Below are 20,865 nucleotides of genomic sequence, written 5' to 3'. Positions count from 1 at the left end.
TTATGGAGTTAATTACTTTTAAAATAATATTAGTTGTTGTACTTTTCGCAGTATCATTAGGTGTTGCCGCCTACTCAACGTGGGGCGAAAGAAAAGTAGCTGCGATTCTTCAGGACAGAATTGGTCCTAACAGAGCTGGTCCTTTCGGGATTTTGCAACCGTTAGCTGATGGTGGGAAATTGTTCTTCAAAGAAGGATTTGTACCACAGGGAGCTGATCGATTTTTATTCTATATCGGACCCGCGATAACCATGTTTATTTCCCTGATTACCGGAGCGGTTATTCCTTGGGGAAAATCGTTAAACATCGGTGGAAATTCTTTTGATATCCAGGTTGCCAATATTGATGTTGGAGTTTTGTATCTGATAGCAATGGTTTCTATCGGGGTTTATGGAATGATGATTGGTGGCTGGGCTTCTAATAATAAGTACTCTTTGATTGGAGCAATTCGTGCTTCATCTCAAATGATTTCTTATGAATTGGCGATGGGTCTTTCTCTTCTTTCTATTATTTTAATGTCAGGAAGTTTAGATCTACATCATATCACCTCTTCACAGGGAGTCGGAAAAATATGGGGTTTCATTCCAGCTGATGGTATGAACTGGAATATATTTTATCAACCTCTCGCATTTCTTATCTTTTTTATTGCTGCAATGGCAGAAACTGGTCGTGCACCTTTTGATTTACCTGAGTGTGAATCTGAGTTGGTGAATGGTTTTATGACTGAATACTCTTCAATGAACTTTGGACAATATATGTTTGGTGAATATGTGAATATGTTTATTTCTAATGCTTTAATTGCTACTTTATTTTTCGGTGGATTTAATTATCCTGGAATTAATTGGGTTGCAGAAAATTGGGGAGAAAATATTGCAGGAACATTAAGTATTGTTGCGATTTTAGGAAAAACGATAATTGGAATTTTAATCTTTATGTGGATCCGCTGGACGATCCCGAGATTTAGATATGACCAATTAATGCATTTAGGTTGGAAAAAACTAATCCCATTAGCATTAGTGAATTTAGTAATTACGGCAGCCGTAATTGTTTTCTTCGCACATTAATAAAAATAGAAGTTTTAATGCAACACTGAAAAGTGGAGCTAAAACCCATCAATATGAAACTGACAAACAGATCAAAAGTAGTCTCAAATAAAGAGATGACTTTTATGGAAAAATTATACCTTCCTGAGATTTTCAAGGGAATGGCAATAACTTTAAAGCACGCAATAGCAGGTCCGAAAGGAAAAGTTTGGTCTTACCCGGAACAAATAAAACCACGGGCGAAAGTATGGCGTGGACTTCATGTCTTGAAGCGTGACGAAGAAGGCAGAGAACGATGTACAGCTTGTGGACTTTGTGCAGTAACATGTCCTGCAGAAGCAATTACAATGACGGGGGCTGAACGTACCAAAGACGAAAAACATTTATATCGTGAAGAAAAATACGCATCGGTTTATGAAATCAATATGCTGCGATGTATTTTCTGTGGTCTTTGTGAAGAGGCTTGCCCGAAATCAGCGATTTACTTAACAGACCGTTTGGTTGATGTAGGAACAAACCGTGGAAGTTTCGTTTATGGCAAAGACAGATTGGTGGAAAAGATCAATGAAAGAATTGATATTACAGAGCGTCAAAGTGAATTGCAAAAAAAATCAGTAAAATAGTATGGAACAAATCATATTTTTCTTCGTGGCATTTTTAGCGTTAGTAAGTGGATTTTATTTTGTTTTTGCAAAAAATGCACTCTACTCTATTTTGTCATTGATTGTTACCTTCTTTTCGATTGCAGCTCTTTATATTTTATTGAATGCGCAGTTCTTAGGAATTGTACAAATTATCGTTTATGCTGGTGCAATCATGGTATTGTTCCTTTATATCTTAATGATGCTGAACCTGAATAAAGAAGATGAAAGTAGAAAGAAAAACCTTCCAAAATTCATCGGAGTATTTTCCGCAGGATTATTATTGGTAGGAATTTTAGGAGCCTTCAAAGGATTAAACCAAAAAACATATGCAGGTGATGTCGATTCATCTATTGGTTTAACTAAAAACCTTGGTAGATTATTGTTTAACGAATATGTTTTACCGTTTGAACTGGCTTCAATCCTTATTCTTGCCGGAATTGTAGGTGCAGTATTAATTGGTAAAAAAGATTTATAGAATTATGGGAGAAGTAAATACATTTATACAGGCAGTACCATTAGAATATTTTATTATTCTGAGTTCTGTTTTGTTCTGCCTCGGCGTAATGGGGGTTTTAATCCGCAAAAATGCCATCATCATTTTAGGATGTGTAGAGTTGATGCTGAATTCTGTAAACCTTTTGCTCGCTGCTTTTTCATCTTATAAAGGTGACGGAAACGGGCAGATTCTGGTTTTCTTTATCATGGTAGTTGCCGCGGCAGAAGTTGCTGTAGGTTTAGCAATTATCGCCATGTTGTACAGAAATACAAAATCGGTAGACATTAGTATTTTTAATAAATTAAGAGGATAATATAGGATGGAAAATTTAGTTTACGCGATTATACTTTTACCACTTGCAGGATTTCTATTCAACGGTCTGTTCGGAAAAAAGCTTCCGAAGATGGTGGTAGGAACTTTGGCAACTGCTGTAGTATTTGCTTCATTTATTATTGCTTTGAGTTTATTCTTAAAGTTTGATGCAGATTCACAACCCGTTATTGTAAGAGCATTTGAATGGTTTAGAATCAATGGTATTCAGGTGAATTTCGCCTTCCAGATTGATCAGCTTTCATTAATGATGATTATGATTATTACCGGAATCGGATCTTTAATACACCTCTACTCTATTGGATACATGAGCACTGACGAAGGTTTTTATAAATTCTTTTCTTATCTGAATTTATTTATCTTCATGATGTTGCTTTTAGTAATGGGAAGCAATTACCTGATCCTTTTCATCGGATGGGAAGGTGTTGGATTATGTTCTTATTTACTGATTGGTTTCTGGTACAAAAATAAAGAGTACGGTGCTGCGGCAAGAAAGGCATTTATCATGAACCGTATTGGTGACTTGGGAATGATCATCGGAATATTGATGATTGCTTATCAAACTAACGCCATTGATTACCTTTCTGTAGCTCAAATTTCAGGGAAATTTGAATTAGATTCAGGTATTATTATTTTCATCACAGCGAGTTTATTTATTGGAGCGGTAGGGAAATCTGCACAGATTCCATTATTCACTTGGCTTCCTGATGCGATGGCTGGACCAACTCCAGTTTCAGCGTTAATCCACGCTGCGACGATGGTTACTGCTGGTATTTATTTAGTAGTCCGTTCTAACTTCTTATTCTCACTGGCCCCAACGACTATGGACGCTATTCTATTCATCGGTTTATTAACTGCTTTAGTTGCGGCATTTATCGGTCTTAGACAAAACGATATTAAAAAAGTTTTAGCATATTCTACCGTTTCTCAACTGGGCTTTATGTTCGTTGCAGTTGGTGTCGGTGCTTATACTACTGCAATGTTCCACTTAATGACGCACGCATTTTTCAAAGCGTTATTATTCTTAGGTTCAGGTTCTGTTATTCATGCTATGAGCGGAGAACAGGATATGAGATTAATGGGTGGTTTAAAGAAAAAAATTCCAATTACACATATTACATTCTTAATCGGAACATTAGCAATTTCAGGATTCCCATTCCTTTCCGGAATGATTTCTAAAGATGAAATTTTAGCAAATGTTTACGGAAGAAGTCCATTTCTGTGGGTCATTCTTTTCATCATTGCAGCAATGACGGCGATTTATATGTTCAGAGCGTACTACCTAACTTTCCACGGAGAGTTTAGAGGAACTGAAGAACAGAAAAGTCACCTTCACGAAAGTCCTTTAAATATGACTTTACCATTAGTAGTTCTTGCAGCACTTTCTGTTGTAGGAGGTTTCATTAATCTTCCGCATTTTATCGGTCACGGTAATTATGCGAAATTAGGAAGTTGGTTACAAAACATTTACGTTTATGATGTAGAACTTGCTGAAGTTCCTTTAATGACTGAACTGATTCTTTTAGGTCTAACTGTTTTAATGTTCTTTGCCGTGTGGTTCTTTGTTAAAAACACCTACGTCAACAAGAAAAAAATGGCTCTACCGGAAGAGAATTATGTTGGCTGGGAAAAACTTTCCAACAGAAAATTATTTATCGACGAATTGAACAACGCAACATTTGTGAAATTTATCGAAGGTCTTGGTGTTGCTGGAAATATGTTTGACAAAGGAGTTCTAAAAAGATTTGTCGATTACATTGGTATCGGAGCAGAAGATTCTGGAAGAGCCGCAAAAAAGCTACAGAACGGAAATGTAGAGAATTATGTTCTCATCATGTCTTTGGCTATCGGAATTATTTTAATTGTTAACTTTATATTACAATAGTAAATGTCATACCTATTATTAACATCATTGCTATTACCTCTGGTAGGTTCTGTATTGGTGTTCGCGTGGAAAAATCCCGCCAGTAAATATCTCGCATTAGGAATTGCATTTGCACAAATGTTATTGACCTTTTATATGCTGTCGAATTTCGATTTCAAACCTACCGTTGACGGAGTTTTGCAATACGAAATTAATTATCCTTGGTCCAATTATATCAAAAGTAATCTTCATTTCGGTATTGATGGAATGAGTATGTTGATGTTGTTATTAACCAACATTTTAACACCGCTGATTATTCTTTCTGCCTTTAATGAAAAACCGGGATATAGAAATACGTTCTACGGATTAATTCTATTGATGCAATTCGGATTGGTAGGAGTTTTCACTTCTTTAGATGGTTTATTATTCTACATCTTTTGGGAAGTAACTTTAATTCCAATTTGGTTAATCGCTGGAATCTGGGGACAGGAAGACAAGAAAGTACAATTTACCACTAGGTTCTTTGTATACACATTTGTTGGTTCCCTATTTATGTTGATTGGTTTAATCTACGTTTACAATCACTCCGCTTCATTTGCGTTGACCGATTTGTATAATGCAGACTTAACTAGTGGTGCACAAACAGTGATCTTCTGGTTTATCTTCTTTGCCTTTGCCGTGAAGTTACCGATATTCCCTTTCCATTCTTGGCAACCGGATACTTATACGTATTCACCAACACAAGGTTCCATGTTACTTTCGGGGATTATGTTGAAGATGGCCGTATATGGTTTATTACGATGGTTACTGCCGATTACGCCGGAGCCGATTTTAGGACTTTCAGGACAAATTGTATTAGTGCTCGCAATTATTGGCGTCGTTCATGGTGCTTTAATTGCCATCATTCAGAATGACTCAAAACGTTTAATCGCTTATTCATCTCTATCTCACGTTGGTTTGATGACTGCCGGAATTATGGCTTCTGCAATCTTAACAATGAAAGGAACCTTAATGATTGAAGGTGGTGAAGGTGCATTAGTTCAAGCATTTGCTCACGGTATAAACGTGGTAGGTTTATTCTATTGTGCTGATATTCTTTACAAAAGATTCAAAACCAGAGATATCCGAAAAATGGGTGGTTTGGCCAGAGTAGCTCCGAAATTTGCTGTTTTATTCATGGTGATATTATTAGGATCAATTGCGCTTCCTTTAACCAATGGTTTCGTAGGAGAATTCATCTTAATTAAATCAATTTTCGATTACAGTATTCTTGCTGCCGTCATTGGTGGAACAACCATGATTTTCTCTTCCGTTTATCTTTTCAGATTTTATGCAAAAGCAATGTTGGGAGAAGGTGATGAAGAAGTGCTGGCAAGTGCAGGAGATTTAACCGGAGTTGAATTTTCAGTATTGGCAAGTTTGGTTGTTTTTGTAATATTCTTAGGAGTATTTCCACAACCGATCCTCGATATGGTGAACAGTTCATTGAAGTTTATTTTCACTTCAATGATGAATTAATAAAATAAGTAATTAAGAAATTTAGAGATCCAGAACAGGGAAATTAATCACCCATCGAAAATCTCCAATCTCAAATCTATAAATAAATGAGCGTTTTAATAATTATATTCCTTACCGCAATTGTCGCATTATTTGCGGGTGTTTTTGAACAGGGAAAATTCTCGAGATACATTAGTATTTTGGGACTGATGATTGCTTTTTATGTCAGTTTCTTACCGGAAGTATCATTCTTCAGCCAATACCAACACATGTTTGAGTTTGGAGCAAATGCTGCCATGTTCACCAAAATAGCAATTGTTATTACGATACTGTTATTCTTCCTGGGAGGTTTTTCTTTCAGCAATCACAGAAATCACCAGTCAGAATTATATGCGCTAATGTTATTTTCATTATGTGGAGGAGTAATCTTATTCGGATTCCAAAACTTGGTGACTTTATTTTTAGGAGTCGAAATCCTTTCTATTCCTTTATATGTTTTAGCAGGAAGTAACAAAACTGATTTGCGTTCCAACGAAGCTTCAATAAAATACTTCTTGATGGGAGCTTTTGCTACCGGATTTCTTTTATTCGGAGTTGCCTTAATTTACGGAAGCAGTGGTAGTTTCGACCTTTATAAAATCCACGAATTTGCGGTAATGAATCCTAAAAACTTAATGTTTATTTTGGGCGCGATTTTAATGTTAGTTGCTTTAGCTTTTAAAGTATCTCTAGCACCTTTCCACATGTGGAGTCCAGATGTATACCAAGGTTCACCTTCACTGATCACTGCATTTATGATGTCGGTGGTGAAGATTTCTTCGTTCTTTGCTTTCTTTAAATTAATGACGATTGGTTTCTTAGGAATCACCGGAGAATGGATTAATATTATCGGCGTTTTAATCATCATAACTTTATTCCTTGCGAATGTAATGGGATTAGCGCAAACCAACGTAAAAAGAATGTTGGCCTACTCTTCCGTTTCTCACGTTGGATATATCTCGCTGATTTTTTACGGAATGAACAGTCTTTCAAGTTACAACTTGGCGTTCTATTTATTCGCTTATTCATTAGCAACAGTTGGGGTAATGATGTGTTTAATCTGGGTAGAAAAATTGAAAAGAGATACTTCTTACAACGCTTTTAAAGGATTAGGACACACGGAACCAATCTTGGCCGTAGCTGCAACCGTATCACTGCTGTCAATGGCTGGTATTCCTTTAACTGCAGGATTCATGGGAAAATTTGCCATCTTCGCACAAGCGATTGACAAATCACCATTCTTAGTTCTAGTCGCTGTTTTGGGATCTGCAATTTCAATTGCTTACTATCTTCGTCTAATTATGGCGATGTTCTTCCCGAAAGAAAGCAGTTTCAAAACCTCAGAAAGAGTTTCATTAACTTACAATATCGTAGCGGTATTCGTTATCGTAGCATTAGTAGCGATGGGCGTTTTCCCGGATTTGTTTGCTAAACAATTTGGTTTGTAAAAATCAATTTTAAAATTATTAAAACGCAATTCTTAGGAGTTGCGTTTTTTTTTTATGATAAAACTTCTCAAAATTATTGATTAGGATCCAATCTTGGGGAGAAATAATAAACCTACAACGAATAACCAGGCGCTTAATAAGGAGCACTAAAACTTTCGCTTCTTTCAAAATCCGTCCCGCTGTCCGCTGTATCCCGCTTTGCGGGGATGCCGCTCCCATCAGGGCTATAACTTCAGGCATTTCTTCTTCCCACAGAAAATCAATACATTTTCACTGATATAAAAACCACTTTAATAGTTCATCAAATAATCTTAATCACACAAGTTTAACAAAAAACCACTTATAAAAGTTCATAGAAGTTTCCATTCCTAACTTTGTGTTCTAACTATTTTCAAAGTAATAACTTATTCTTATGTGACTAATATATTTTATTAAAATTTAAGCCGACTCTAAGTCTTAGAATAAATTAGTTATCCTATTATTCACCCCAAAAAACAATAATTACATTGTATATTTGTTATCTAAAATAATTCCTTTGAAGTTCCTCTTACCTCTATTTATTATTTTTTCTATAGTATTTCGACCTTTACTACCATTGGTCGATTATGCGGTAAACTATAAAAATATTGTCGCGGAAAAATGTGAGAACACAGCAAAGCCTCAATTATCCTGCAACGGAAAATGCTATCTTGCCAAAGAACTTTCAAAAACAGAAAATCAAACGCCAAAGGAAATCATAAGAAGTAATTTCATTGATGTATTTATAACTAAAGAAATTTGGTCTTTTACCAAAGTTTTAGAACTTGATTTCGCAGAATTAACGATACTTACAAAACAGTACAACCTTTACAATTCTGATTATATTTTCAATATTTTTCATCCTCCTTTGGTTTAATATTTTCAAATCTAATTTTTGATTTTACATCAAAATCCCTATTCTATCTGTGATATTCTGTAATCGTCAAAATGGAACTCTTTTCATATTTTGTTAAATTAAACGCATTCCCGAACTCAAAAAAAGTTCGTATGTTTATATTCCGACACTTCAGAGATTACGTCTTTGTCTGAAAAATTTTCATTGCGATTTAAAGCAGAAATTCCTTAATTCTTAAACCTAACCATTTCCTAATGAAAAATTACTTAATGATCATGCTCCTCGCAGCATCCACCATCGCTTGCTCCCAAGAAACTCATACGGTAAAACACGTCCACAAAGCCAGTCAAAAAATGAACTTAACAGGAATAACCGTCGTCAACGCAGAAGATCCAATTTGTCAAATGAAAACTGCCGACTTTCTAAAAGACACCGCCAATTATAAAGGAAAAATCTACGGATTCTGCAGTGAAAGTTGCAAAGATAAATTCAAAAAAAATCCTGAAAAATACACTCAAAATGAAAGAAAATAAAAATCCAAAACAACAGTTTAAGAATAGAATCTTAATGCCGCTTCTCGTTATCGCCGTACTTTTTGTGGTAATTATTGTAGGAACAAGCTATTTTAAAAAAATGCTCTACACCGTTATGAAGGTTCCTGACTTTGAATTGGTTGATCAGAACAACAAAAAAACAACCAACAAAGATATGCTTGGAAAAGTATATTTGGTAGAGTTTTTTTACAGCACTTGCCCCACCATTTGTCCCGTGATGAATGCCAATATGAAAAACATTGATAAGGAAATTAATGATCCAAACTTCGGCATTATTTCAATCAGTATTGATCCTAAAAATGATACGCCAGAAATTTTAAAACAACATGCAGAAAAAATTGGTGCTACTAATCCAAACTGGCATTTTCTTACTGGTGACCGTGAGTATATCGGTAAATTAGCTGATCAGTTCGCCATTTATGTTGGTGATAAAGAAGATGAAGCAGAAAATCTGAACCACAGTGGAATGATTGGGTTGGTAGATAAGAACGGAAATATTCGCTGTCGTTTAAATAAAGAAAAAATGCCCATTCTTTATTATTCAGGTTTAAACTATGAAGATCCGGAAGGTAAAATTGAAAAATTAACTGGGAAGTATCATCCTGACGTACAACTTTTAGTTGAAGATATCAGAAAACTTTTGAACTAATAAACACTTGAATTTGTTTTAAATATTTTAAAACTTTAAAAGAGTATTCAATCATTTCGTTTGATTTAAAAAAGGCTGTTTATTCAATTAAACAGCTTTTTTATTTTAAAATTTCTTGGCCTTAAAAGATCTAAATATGAAAATCAGATATTTAAAATGAAATTCATTTTCTTACAAACTTTGCTAACTGAAAATTGAAATTCGACCCAATTAAACGCCTGTACGAATAAAAAAACGCGAATAAAATAACATATTTCTAAAAAAAATCTTTCCGCTCTTTGCGTAAAATTTTGCGTCTTTGAGTGAAAACCGGCGGTAGTCTCGCAAAAATTTAACAATCAGAGCTTAAGTTCTCAATTAACTATTTTCGTTTCTCCCATTTTTTTAATCTAAAATATGAGAAATCAATAAATTACCATAAATTTAATCATTTGATTAATTCATTTGTTTAAATTAAAAAATTAATGCTAACTTTACTTTAGAATTTAAAGACATGAAAGCAGAAGAACTTTCTACTGAAGATAAAATTTTACTCGCAGCTTCGAAAGTGTTCACTGAAAAAGGATTTTCCGGAACCAGAACACGCGACATTGCCGAAGAAGCCGGACTTAACTTGGCGCTTCTCAACTATTATTTCCGCACGAAAGAGAAATTATTCGAGCAGGTTATGAAAGTAAAAATCGTTTTACTTTTTGGAAAAATCATTCCCATCATCACCAACGATAAAACATCATTAGACGAAAAAATAGATTTAGCGAGTGTAAAATATTTCGAAATTCTATCTGAAAACCCAAACTTACCTATCTTCGTTTTAAGTGAAATTCAAAAGAAAACTTCTGATGTGAAATCGCTTCTTCCCATCGATACATTATTAAAAAATTCATTTATAATCAAACAAATTCAGGAACGAAAACCGGAAATCAATCCTTTCCATTTCTTATTAAATTTTTTAAGCATGACTGTTTTTCCTTTCTTAGGAAAACCTATTTTGCAATCTTTTGATTTAATGGATGATGATGAATTTCAAAAATTCGTGGAAGAAAGAAAAACAATGGTTCCAATGTGGATCAAAATGATGTTGAATAATTAATTATTAAAACCACAAAGGCAAAGGCACAAAAGTTAAATTAAAATGAAAGTTCAAAATGACAACTTCATAAACAGTAACAAGCATTCTAAAATCTTTAGATTTTCAACTTTGTGAACTTCTATTAACTGTTTTTTGAAGTACTCTTTTGTGACTTTGCAGTTAAAAAAACATTGTACACATCAAATTTAAAATAGAAAAAATGAAGATTTTAAAATATCTATTCTTGTTCCTCATCTTCTCAGTTAATGCTCAAACATTGACTTTAAAAGAATGTTACGATTTGGCAAAACAGAATTATCCGCTCATCAAAAGACATGATCTCATTGCAAAAACAAAAGAATACAATCTGCAGAATGCAGCGAAAGGTTGGCTTCCACAAATCCAGATTACAGGACAGGCAACTTATCAAAACGATGTTACGCAATTACCGATTCAAATCCCCAATTTCACTATCACTCCGGTAAGTAAAGATCAGTATAAAGTTTACGCAGATGTTCAACAAAACATTTACGATGGCGGAATGATTGCCAATCAAAAGAAAATGGCAATCGTAAATTCTGAAATAGAATTAAAGAAAACTGAAGTAGAAACCGATCAGCTGGAAGTAAGAATCAACCAGATTTATTTTGGAATTCTTCAAACCGACGAACAACTTCAACAAACAGAATTGACCAAAGCTGATATCACCAACGGTTTAAAAAAAGCAGAAGCACAATTACAAAACGGTGTTATCTACAGAAGCAACGTCGATGTTCTGAAAGCACAACTCATCAATCTGGAACAGAAACAGTTGGAACTTCAATCCATGAAAAAAAGTTTTACTGATATGCTTTCTGTATTTATTCATAAAAACATCGATGAAAATACTCAGCTTCAAAGACCTGAAAAAATCCTGATTCCTGAAGAAAACAAACGCGCAGAACTGAAACTGTTCGATTTGCAGAAACAAGCTTTGGAAACTCAGAAGTCTTTTATTAATTCTAAAAACACGCCAAAGCTAGGTGCTTTTTTTCAAGGCGGTTACGGAAAACCAGGTTTCAATATGTTGAAAAATGAATTTGATATCTTCTATATCGGTGGCTTGCGTTTGAACATTCCAATCTCCGGATTTTATACCAAGAAAAATGATTTGGCTTTAGTCCAAACCCAGCAGCAGGAAATCGATGTGCAGAAAGAAAATTTCCTTTTTAACCAGCACTTCGAAACGATTCAGAATAATAATGATCTGCAGAAAATTCAGCAATTAATTAATAAAGACAGCGAATTAATTGCGCTTAGAGAAAGTATTAAAAAAGCATCTTTAGCTCAACTCGAAAACGGCGTTATCACGACCAGCGATTATCTGCGCGAAGTCAATGAACTCGCCCGTGCGCAAAACCAAAAAATAGTCCACGAAATTCAGTATCTCTCCACCCAATATAATCTGAAAGCTCACCTTAATCAATGAGTAATGAGTAATGAGTAATGAGTAATGAAATTTATTAATTTTTAGAAAATTAAAAATCCCTTCCGATGAAAAAACATATACTAATAATAGCTGCTCTCACTCTTTTTTCCTGTAATAATTCAGACCAAAATTACGATGCTTCCGGAACTTTTGAAGCTGATGAAGTCATGGTCACCGCAAAAGCCAGCGGAACAATTTTGAAGCTGAATGTGGAAGAAGGCCAACAGCTTACTAAGAATCAAAACGTTGGAGAAATTGATCCGAAAACAGTCGAACTACAGAAAGAGCAGGTCGTGGCTAGTTTGGATGCTATCGACCAGAAAACCAATTCAGCGCTTCCGCAAATTCAGGTTTTAGAATCGCAGTTTAATACTCAAAATGCCAATATTTCGGTTTTAAAAGAGCAGTTGCAAAATGCAGTCAGAGAGCGCAACAGAACCGCGAATCTCGTTCGAGAAGATGCAGCTACCAAAAAACAACTTGATGACGCCAATGGAATTATTGATGTCATTCAGAAACAAATCGCAGCCGCACAAACTCAATTGACAACGCTCAATCAGCAAATTTCAGCAGCTAAAGAAAATGTTGCCATTCAAAACAGAGCCGTTTTAAGTGAAAGAAAACCAACCGAAAAAAAAGTAGAACAGATTGACGAACTTCTAAAAAACAACACGATCGAAAGTCCAATTTCTGGAATGGTTCTCACAAAGTATTCAAATGAAGGAGAATTCGCAACTATCGGAAAACCCATTTTCAAAATGGCGAATCTCGACTTGATGACTTTAAAAATATTTATCACCGGAGATCAATTGCCAAAAATAAAAACCGGTCAGCAAGTCAAAGTTTTACTCGATAATGGAGACGGAAAAACCAATGAAGTTCCCGGAACCATTTACTGGATCAGCTCAAAAGCCGAGTTTACTCCCAAAACCATTCAAACCAAAAACGAAAGAGCCAATCTAGTATATGCCGTAAAAGTCCATGTTAAAAATAATGGCTTCCTCAAAATCGGAATGTACGCCGATGTGAAATTTTAAGAACTAAAACGAAAAAGAACTCTATAATTATTTAACCACAAAGTCACAAAAGCTGTATGGAAAAATTTAATATAAAAGTTCACAAAAGCTATATGTTAAAAACACAAATAAAAGTTCACAATAGTAAGCAATAATAGAAGCCTAGCTTTTACCACCTTTTGATTCACTAAAAATATGCAATCAACTTTTGTCTCTTTTGCGGTAAAAAAAATTTTCAATAAAATCAAAATAACTAACATCATTTTATATGATCTTAAAAAACCCAATAGATTCCATCTTTAAAAAAAACTTTTGTGCGTTTTGTGGTTAAGAATTTTTAGTAATTAATTCCCACACCCAGCATCCAATACCAAACATCCAGACTCCAATGAAATCAATCACCGTCAATAACCTCATCAAAACTTACGGCAAAGAAAAAGTCCTTGCTGTTGACGACGTGAGTTTCGATGTGGACCACGGAGAAATCTTCGGATTAATTGGTCCTGACGGCTCGGGCAAAACTTCGATATTCAGAATGTTGACCACGCTCCTTTTACCTGACTCAGGTTCAGCAAGGATTGAGGAATTTGATATGGTAAAAGATTATAAAAAAATCAGACATATTTTGGGATATATGCCTGGGAAATTTTCCTTGTATCAGGATTTGACAGTCGAAGAAAATCTACAGTTTTTCGCCAGCGTTTTTAATACAACGATTGAGGAAAACTACGATTTAATCAAAGATATTTATATTCAGATTGAACCTTTTAAAACCCGAAAAGCCGGACAATTATCGGGCGGTATGAAACAGAAACTCGCCTTGTGTTGCGCCTTAATTCACAAACCGAAAGTTTTATTTCTTGATGAGCCGACAACTGGAGTTGATCCTGTTTCACGAAAAGAATTTTGGGTAATGCTAAAACGCCTGAAAAAACAGGGAATCACCATGGTTGTTGCAACGCCTTATATGGACGAAGCTTCGCTCTGTGACCGAATCGCTTTAATGCAAAATGGAAAAATACTATCGATTGAAACACCCGAAAACATCAGCAACTCCTACCCTGACTTACTTTTTGAGGTAAAGGCCGGACGAACATCTCAGGTTTTAAAAGCTTTAGAAAATTTCGACCAGAAAAAAAACGTTTATGCTTTTGGTGAATTTGTGCATTTGAGCGTAGATAAAAATATAAACTTCAACATTCATTCTATTGAGGAATTTCTAAAAAATAATGGATTTGAAAATATAGAAGTCAAAGCCGTAAAAGCGAATACCGAAGACAGTTTCATCCAGTTGCTTTCTCATGAAAATAATTAAAATGAATCCTAAAAATCTAAATATCGCCATTACCGCAGAAAAAATCACCAAATCTTTTGGCCATTTTGTGGCAGTTGATCACATCAGTTTTGAAGTGAAGAAAGGAGAAATTTTTGGATTTCTTGGTGCAAATGGCGCGGGAAAAACAACGGCGATGAGAATGTTTTGCGGACTTTCTGTTCCAACTTCAGGAAATGCTACGGTTGCCGGTTTTGATGTCTATCGCGAAACAGAAAAAATCAAAAGAAATATTGGCTACATGAGTCAGAAATTTTCTTTGTACGGAAATCTGACTGTCAAAGAAAATCTGGAATTCTTTGGCGGAATTTATGGAATCCCAAGAAAAGAATTGAAAACAAAAAGTGCCGAACTTATCAAAGAACTGGGCTTGGAAGAGGAAAAAAACAAACTGGTTTCGCAACTTCCTTTGGGTTGGAAACAGAAACTCGCTTTTTCTGTTGCTATTTTTCATGAACCACAAATTGTGTTTTTAGATGAACCAACTGGCGGCGTCGATCCTGTAACGAGAAGACAATTCTGGAGCATGATTTATGACGCAGCAGACCGCGGAATTACCATTTTTGTAACCACCCATTATATGGATGAAGCAGAATATTGCGACCGCGTTTCCATCATGGTTGATGGAAAAATCGCCGCACTGGATACGCCGTCAAATTTGAAAAAACAGTTTAATGCAACAACGATGGATGAAGTTTTTTATGAATTAGCAAGAGGCGCAAAAAGAGTTGAATAGATGATGGATGATAGATGATAGATGATAGATGATAGATGAAATGTCCGTCCCTGATATAGGTTGACATAAATAAGTCAACAAATATGAAAGCAAACATTAAGAAACTGCAGAAGCATCGGGTTTTCAGCGAAGAATTTAAGAGAGAGATTGTCTCTCTATTTGAGAGTGGAAAATTCAGTGTATTACAGCTTGAAAAATTGTATGGAATATCAGACTCTGCTATTTACCTATGGATCTATAAATTTTCTACCTTTAACGAGAAAGGAATTAGAGTTGTAGAAATGAAAGAAAGCAGTGTACATAGGCTAAAAGAACTCGAGCAGAAGATTAAAGAACTTGAGCAAGCCGTTGGCCAGAAGCAGATTATGATCGATTATCTGGAAAAAATGATTGATATAGCCAAGGAGGATCTGGATATTGACATAAAAAAAAATTACGGCAACCAACGCTCTGGTGGTTCAGGCAACATTCCGAAGAAAAAGAATTCACCCTGAATGCTTTGTATCGAGCAGTTGGGATCAGCAGGCAGGCGGTGCAACAATATGAGTATCGCCAGAACATTTTTGATGAAAAAGTACGTGTTCTAATGTTGGAAGCCCGCGAACTCCGGAGTGAACACCCAGGATGCGGAGTAGAGAAAATGTATTATGCCTTAAAGCCGGAATTCATAGGCAGAGACCGCTTCATAGAGCTTTTTATGGAATTGGGTTTCAGGCTGGAGCACAAGAGGAATTACCGCAGAACGACTCATTCTGTCGCCTGCGAATATCCCAATCTTATCAAAGGCATGGAAGTAAATGCACCTAATACCATTTGGCAATCGGATATTACGTATATTTATGTTAACGATAGGTTTTATTACGCAGTTTTCATCATTGATGTATACACTAAAAAGATTACAGGATACAAAATATCCAATAATATGAGGGCAACAGCGAATGTAGAAGCCTTGAAAATGGCGTTAAAAGACCATTGTTTTCCTAAAATCCATCACTCAGACAGAGGCTAATCTTTATACACAAATCCTAATCATCAGAAAACATTAAAAAACCTTCATATTGTTGGTGATATCTATCTAACCCATTTTTTATTGTTATATAACCTGGAGGACCTTGCGATTTGTATCCTGTCCAACCACCGATACGAGCAATTATCCACGTGATCCAAGCTAGCGTTTGTTCGTTGTATGGATTTTTTTGTTTTTGAGTTTGCCCTTCTATTTTTCTATTCACTTTCTCTAAAAACTTGATTTCATTGCTATTAAATAGATTGTCTTGTTTTTGATTCACTTCATTTAATGATAGCTTTAGACGCATAACTTGCAGAGCAACTTCTAATGTCATGGCAAGTAATTTTTTGAGTTTAAAACCATCTCCAAGCTGACTTGATTCGATTTCAAATCCTTTCGTTTTAATAACTCTAAAAAGTTCCTCGATTAACCAACGTTTCTTATACCAATTAATGCATTCGATGGCTTTTCTAAATTCTCAATTTTATGTGTCGTTAGTAACTTCCAAGAAATCCCAACTTCATTGGTCGGAATCGTTGATGGATTTTCAGTTGCTTCAATTACATAAATTTCAATATTTTTTTGAGAAACGTTTAATCTGGTTGGTGCACAAATTTTAGCTTTTGTAAATTTCACATCTATTAAAGCTGTTCGTTTTTTTCGATTCTTTTGTCCGGTAATCTCAACTTCCACACTTCCTGCAACAATAGTGTTATCAAGTAAATTGTAGAGCTTTTTATGTTCTCCAACTATGTTTCTATCACATCTAGAGCGAATTAGCAGATTGGTTCTTTCATCGGGAACCCGATCAAAGTCTTCATAAATATCATTCTCGCGATCTCCAATAATAGTAACTTTAACATTCTCAGGGAGTAATTCTTTTGTTTCAATAGAGGACTTAATCCATCGATAGGATTCCTTTTCTTCAATATCTATCTGGTTGTACTTTCGTTCTTTTTTATCTGGTTGTCCCCAAGTACGATTATAAATCTGAACTGATGAAAAACCAATTAGCGAGTTTAAAATCGGGTTTACAATAAGCATTGGGTGACAAAAAAAGCCAGCAATCTTAGATGAACCTGTTGGTCCAATGTCAGGATCATCAGGTCCTAATTTAGACTTCAATCCCCCATAATTAAACTCTGTAGTATCCTGAATAGCCAAAACATGGTCGGTATCCATATTGGACAAGCAAAGTTTAAATGACCCTTCTAAAGGTCGTCATGTGAAAATCGTGTATTTGAAAGCATTCTATAAAATCCGATTTTTTCTGTGTGTAAACTCGACAATCGATTCACAATCGAACTGCCTAAAGTTAACATTTTATTCATGGAGAATTCAATTCTTTTTTGGATTCGAACATCGGGTACTTTTACAGTGTAAATGGCTGAACAACAGGTGTTTTGCATCCTTAAAGATACGAAACAACAAGGTGAAAAACAAGCTTAATCACTTGATTTACAGAGATTTAAATCCTCAGTTACCGGCAAAAAGATGTGTATAAAGATTAGGACAGAGGAGGGCAATACATTTATAAAGAATATGTCAAGTTGCTGAAAGAAGGGGCTACCCAAATAAGCATGGCCTTGTCTGCACAGGATAATGCATATGCAGAGCGGATAAACAAGACCATAAAAGAAGAATATCTGGATCGATGGAAACCCATGAACTTTGAACAGTTGAAGAAATTTACAAAGCGAGCGGTTGATCAATATAATAACCGCCGACCACATAATAACCTTGGCCGGTTATCGCCTGTAGAATTTGAAAGAAGATGGCAAGAAAAGGGATTTTCATCCCATCCCATTATCACCATCTATGATAATAATGAGCCGTAAAAAAAGAGGTTACCTAGTGTGGAAAGCTATTAAAATATGGATAAATTTAGAAATGATTGCACTTAAAATTTACCCACATTTTAACAGCCACATTCAACAACGATCATGAAAATAATTATATAAAAACAAGTCAACACTATTCAGGGATTGGCAAAAATACATATAATTCAAACCGGAAAAGCAGCAAATGAGAAAAATTAGTATAATAAAAGATTGCAAAAAATAAAACATAGATCTACTCCACGTTTTGCAAACTCTTGAATAACTAAATAGAAAGAATGCTTTTGGAAACTTTTGCGGTAAAAAAAGATTAAAAGAGAACTTTTTGGATAAATAATAATTCTTTAGGAAAGCAATCAACTATCGAAGATCAATAATCGATTATTAAAAGAAATGAAACAATTAATCACTTTTGTGAAAAAAGAATTTTGGCACGTTTTACGTGACAGAAGGACATTATTGATTCTTTTCGGAATGCCAATCGTACAGGTTTTACTTTTCGGTTTCGCTTTAAGTACCGAAGTTAAAAATACAAAAATCGGTGTTCTCGATCAGGACAAAACTCAGAGTTCCATAGAGCTGATTTCAAAAATAAATGCCAATCAATATTTCGATGTCGATAAATCTTTAACCTCAATCGACCAAGCTGAAGACGCTTTCAAAGGAGGAAAAATAAAAATGATTCTCGTCATTCCGCAGCAGTTTTCGGAAAACCTGATCGTAGGAAAAAAAACGCAAATACAGCTGATTACCGACGGAACCGATATTAATCTCGCCAATCAGATTTACAACTTCATGTCCAATATATTAATGGATTATTACGGACAGAAAACCTTGCAGCAAGCTTCCGGCGTACAACCCGAAATCCGAATGCTATACAATCCGCAACTCAAAGGCGCGCCCAATTTCGTTCCCGGCGTAATGGCGCTCATCCTTTTAATTATCTGCGTATTGATGACTGCCATTGCCATTGTCCGCGAAAAAGAATCCGGCACCATGGAAATCCTTTTAGTTTCGCCCATGAAACCATCCACAATCATTCTGGCAAAAGCAATTCCGTACTTTATATTATCGATGATTATCCTCATTTCAATCCTTATTTTAAGCGTCACCCTACTCGATTTACCCATCCAGGGAAGCCTGTTTTTACTATTATTTGTCAGCATTATATTCATTATCACCAATCTTTTAATCGGAATTATCATTTCAATTGTAACCAATACCCAACAAGTCGCCATGCTGATTTCACTTGTTGGAACCATGCTTCCAACATTAATGCTGAGCGGCTTTATGTTCCCCGTCGAAAACATGCCCGTTCCGCTACAAGTCATCGGCAACCTCATCCCGGCAAAATGGTATTATGAAATTGTAAAAAACGTAATGATCAAAGGCACCGGCATCGAAGTCATCTGGAAACAAATAGTAGTACTTTTCGGAATGATGGCCATATTATTCGTCATCGCAGTGAAAAAATTTAAAATAAGATTAGAATGATTTATGGCAGACATTTCCGCCTTCCACTCCCGCTTTTTTTATTGATGGCTTCGACAGGCTCAGCCACCAATAAAAAAGAGCTCCGTTCAAGTCGGGCTGCAGGTTTTAGATAAAATAAAAAGTGAGATTAAAATAAAATAAACTTCATGGTCTTTTTAAAAACATCGTAAAATAAAAACTTTGTGACTTTGTGGTTAAAAAACCTTCAAGTAAAATAAAATGTTCAGAACATTACGCATATTGATCAAAAAAGAATTCCTGCAGATTTTCAGGAACAAAGCAATCCTGGCCATTATCTTCGTGATGCCGGTGATTCAGTTGGTGATTCTTCCTTTGGCAGCGAGTTATGAAATCAAAAATATAAAAATTGCAGTCGTAGATCACGACAAATCTACTTTTTCCAGAGAGCTCATTCGGGAAATTACGGCTTCAAGCTATTTTGAAATTATCAATTATGGCGAAAGTTATTCTCAAGCTTACCAGGAAGTTGAAAATGATAAAGTCGATTTAATTTTAGAAATCCCTAACAATTTCGAGAAAAATCTGGTTCGTGAAAACAACGAAAAAGTATTGCTCGCCATCAACGCCATCAACGGAACCAAAGCCGGACTTTCCGCAAGTTATCTCTCGCAGATTTTACAGAATTATAACCAGCAGATTCAAGTAAAAATCGCACCCGAAACTGAAAGTGTTAAAATAACTTCCGGTCTAGAAATCGTTCCAAAATTTTGGTTTAACGACAACTACAATTATAGACTTTCTTTAGTTCCGGGGATTTTGGCGTTTCTGATTACTTTAATTTCCAGCTATTTAACAGCTCTGAATATTGTTCAGGAAAAAGAAATCGGAACCATCGAACAGATTAATGTTTCGCCGATCACGAAAACAGATTTTATTCTGGGCAAGCTGATTCCGTTTTGGTTATTGGCGATGCTCGCCTTTACCATTGGGCTTTTGGTGACCATATTTGTGTACGGAATTCAAATGCAGGGAAGTTTTTTGCTCCTCTACGGATTTGTCGCCGTTTATCTGGTTGTCATTTTAGGAATAGGATTGTTGGTTTCCGTTTACAGTGAAACGCAGCAACAAGCGATGTTCGTCGTGTTTTTCTTTATGATGATTTTCGTTTTGATGAGCGGACTCTTCACGCCTGTAGAAAGCATGACCGATTGGGCAAGATATATCGCCTACGCTAATCCGGTAACTTATGGCGTAGAAGCGATCCGATTGATTATGCTTAAAAATAGTGGTTTCAAAGATTTGCTGCTGCATTTCGGTGTTATTTCTTTCTTTGCAATTGTATTCAATTCATGGGCGGTATTGCGGTACAGAAAAACGAATTAGAAATAAGAAAATGTAACCATTAAGGCTTGTGAAGGAATTGAGAGAATTAAGATTTATCAAAGATGAATAAGGCTAAAATGAAAATATCGAAAAATAGAATTCTGAATGGTGGAAAAATGA

General features: G+C 35.4%; 23 protein-coding genes. 20 read left to right on the top strand and 3 right to left on the bottom strand.

The window, feature by feature from the left end; translation table 11 throughout:
* The first annotated feature begins 2 nt into the window (after positions 1-2).
* The 17 genes from nuoH to Q73A0000_RS00835 all read left to right on the top strand — a co-directional run bounded on the left by nuoH (position 3) and on the right by Q73A0000_RS00835 (position 16,069).
* Positions 3-1,064, top strand: coding sequence for an NADH-quinone oxidoreductase subunit NuoH (gene nuoH, locus Q73A0000_RS00915; RefSeq protein ID WP_193812219.1), 1,062 nt, complete (start codon positions 3-5; stop codon positions 1,062-1,064).
* Positions 1,065-1,117: 53 nt separating this feature from the next.
* On the top strand, positions 1,118-1,666 hold the full coding sequence (locus tag Q73A0000_RS00910; RefSeq protein ID WP_193812218.1) for a NuoI/complex I 23 kDa subunit family protein: 549 nt from the start codon (positions 1,118-1,120) through the stop codon (positions 1,664-1,666).
* Between the two features lies 1 nt (position 1,667).
* Positions 1,668-2,162, top strand: a complete 495-nt coding sequence (locus tag Q73A0000_RS00905; RefSeq protein WP_193812217.1) for an NADH-quinone oxidoreductase subunit J — start codon at positions 1,668-1,670, stop codon at positions 2,160-2,162.
* Between the two features lie 4 nt (positions 2,163-2,166).
* Positions 2,167-2,496, top strand: coding sequence for an NADH-quinone oxidoreductase subunit NuoK (gene nuoK / locus Q73A0000_RS00900; RefSeq protein WP_193812216.1), 330 nt, complete (start codon positions 2,167-2,169; stop codon positions 2,494-2,496).
* A gap of 6 nt (positions 2,497-2,502) precedes the next feature.
* The gene (gene nuoL, locus Q73A0000_RS00895; RefSeq protein ID WP_193812215.1) at positions 2,503-4,398 is read left to right on the top strand and encodes an NADH-quinone oxidoreductase subunit L; all 1,896 of its coding nucleotides are present in this window, start codon (positions 2,503-2,505) and stop codon (positions 4,396-4,398) included.
* Positions 4,399-4,401: 3 nt separating this feature from the next.
* A complete protein-coding gene (locus Q73A0000_RS00890; protein WP_193812214.1) occupies positions 4,402-5,895 on the top strand; it encodes a NuoM family protein in 1,494 nt (497 codons plus the stop codon).
* 86 nt (positions 5,896-5,981) lie between these two features.
* A complete protein-coding gene (locus tag Q73A0000_RS00885; RefSeq protein WP_193812213.1) occupies positions 5,982-7,361 on the top strand; it encodes an NADH-quinone oxidoreductase subunit N in 1,380 nt (459 codons plus the stop codon).
* 535 nt (positions 7,362-7,896) lie between these two features.
* Positions 7,897-8,256 (top strand): hypothetical protein, encoded by a 360-nt coding sequence (locus Q73A0000_RS00880; RefSeq protein WP_244140776.1) that lies wholly within the window; start codon positions 7,897-7,899, stop codon positions 8,254-8,256.
* Positions 8,257-8,489: 233 nt separating this feature from the next.
* Positions 8,490-8,768, top strand: a complete 279-nt coding sequence (locus Q73A0000_RS00875; protein WP_193812212.1) for a YHS domain-containing protein — start codon at positions 8,490-8,492, stop codon at positions 8,766-8,768.
* Complete coding sequence (locus Q73A0000_RS00870; RefSeq protein ID WP_244140775.1) at positions 8,755-9,438, top strand: SCO family protein; 684 nt, start codon at positions 8,755-8,757, stop codon at positions 9,436-9,438. Before Q73A0000_RS00875 ends, Q73A0000_RS00870 begins: the two co-directional genes overlap by 14 nt.
* A gap of 493 nt (positions 9,439-9,931) precedes the next feature.
* Positions 9,932-10,528 carry a TetR/AcrR family transcriptional regulator gene (locus Q73A0000_RS00865; protein WP_193812211.1) on the top strand — a complete coding sequence of 199 codons (597 nt, stop codon included), beginning with the start codon at positions 9,932-9,934 and terminating at the stop codon, positions 10,526-10,528.
* Between the two features lie 199 nt (positions 10,529-10,727).
* Positions 10,728-11,975, top strand: coding sequence for a TolC family protein (locus tag Q73A0000_RS00860; RefSeq protein WP_193812210.1), 1,248 nt, complete (start codon positions 10,728-10,730; stop codon positions 11,973-11,975).
* Between the two features lie 65 nt (positions 11,976-12,040).
* Positions 12,041-13,012, top strand: coding sequence for an HlyD family secretion protein (locus tag Q73A0000_RS00855; RefSeq protein WP_193812209.1), 972 nt, complete (start codon positions 12,041-12,043; stop codon positions 13,010-13,012).
* Positions 13,013-13,379: 367 nt separating this feature from the next.
* Entirely contained in the window at positions 13,380-14,306 is a 927-nt protein-coding gene (locus tag Q73A0000_RS00850) for an ABC transporter ATP-binding protein (protein ID WP_193812208.1), read from the top strand.
* Position 14,307: 1 nt separating this feature from the next.
* Positions 14,308-15,060, top strand: coding sequence for an ABC transporter ATP-binding protein (locus Q73A0000_RS00845; protein ID WP_193812207.1), 753 nt, complete (start codon positions 14,308-14,310; stop codon positions 15,058-15,060).
* A gap of 83 nt (positions 15,061-15,143) precedes the next feature.
* The gene (locus Q73A0000_RS00840) at positions 15,144-15,554 is read left to right on the top strand and encodes a transposase (protein WP_193812206.1); all 411 of its coding nucleotides are present in this window, start codon (positions 15,144-15,146) and stop codon (positions 15,552-15,554) included.
* 92 nt (positions 15,555-15,646) lie between these two features.
* Positions 15,647-16,069 carry a DDE-type integrase/transposase/recombinase gene (locus Q73A0000_RS00835; protein ID WP_193812205.1) on the top strand — a complete coding sequence of 141 codons (423 nt, stop codon included), beginning with the start codon at positions 15,647-15,649 and terminating at the stop codon, positions 16,067-16,069.
* Positions 16,070-16,085: 16 nt separating this feature from the next.
* Here Q73A0000_RS00835 and Q73A0000_RS00830 read toward each other — a convergent pair whose 3' ends face one another.
* The 3 genes from Q73A0000_RS00830 to Q73A0000_RS00820 form a co-directional block, all read right to left on the bottom strand.
* Positions 16,086-16,403 carry a hypothetical protein gene (locus Q73A0000_RS00830; protein ID WP_193812204.1) on the bottom strand — a complete coding sequence of 106 codons (318 nt, stop codon included), beginning with the start codon at positions 16,401-16,403 and terminating at the stop codon, positions 16,086-16,088.
* Between the two features lie 92 nt (positions 16,404-16,495).
* Positions 16,496-17,251 (bottom strand): IS4 family transposase, encoded by a 756-nt coding sequence (locus Q73A0000_RS00825; protein WP_193812203.1) that lies wholly within the window; start codon positions 17,249-17,251, stop codon positions 16,496-16,498.
* Between the two features lie 29 nt (positions 17,252-17,280).
* Complete coding sequence (locus Q73A0000_RS00820; RefSeq protein WP_193812202.1) at positions 17,281-17,478, bottom strand: hypothetical protein; 198 nt, start codon at positions 17,476-17,478, stop codon at positions 17,281-17,283.
* A 171-nt stretch (positions 17,479-17,649) separates the two neighbouring features.
* Here Q73A0000_RS00820 and Q73A0000_RS17155 point away from each other — a divergent pair, with 171 nt between their 5' ends.
* The 3 genes from Q73A0000_RS17155 (at position 17,650) to Q73A0000_RS00805 (ending at position 20,745) form a co-directional block, all read left to right on the top strand.
* Positions 17,650-17,907 (top strand): integrase core domain-containing protein, encoded by a 258-nt coding sequence (locus tag Q73A0000_RS17155; protein WP_410504137.1) that lies wholly within the window; start codon positions 17,650-17,652, stop codon positions 17,905-17,907.
* Between the two features lie 393 nt (positions 17,908-18,300).
* On the top strand, positions 18,301-19,401 hold the full coding sequence (locus Q73A0000_RS00810; RefSeq protein ID WP_193812200.1) for an ABC transporter permease: 1,101 nt from the start codon (positions 18,301-18,303) through the stop codon (positions 19,399-19,401).
* A gap of 219 nt (positions 19,402-19,620) precedes the next feature.
* A complete protein-coding gene (locus tag Q73A0000_RS00805) occupies positions 19,621-20,745 on the top strand; it encodes an ABC transporter permease (protein WP_193812199.1) in 1,125 nt (374 codons plus the stop codon).
* The last annotated feature ends 120 nt before the right edge of the window (positions 20,746-20,865 follow it).

Source organism: Kaistella flava (ex Peng et al. 2021) (assembly GCF_015191005.1).
GTDB classification, from domain to species: domain Bacteria; phylum Bacteroidota; class Bacteroidia; order Flavobacteriales; family Weeksellaceae; genus Kaistella; species Kaistella flava.
The sequence above is the reverse complement of the archived record's forward strand: the minus strand, read 5'-3'. Positions and strand labels throughout refer to the sequence as shown.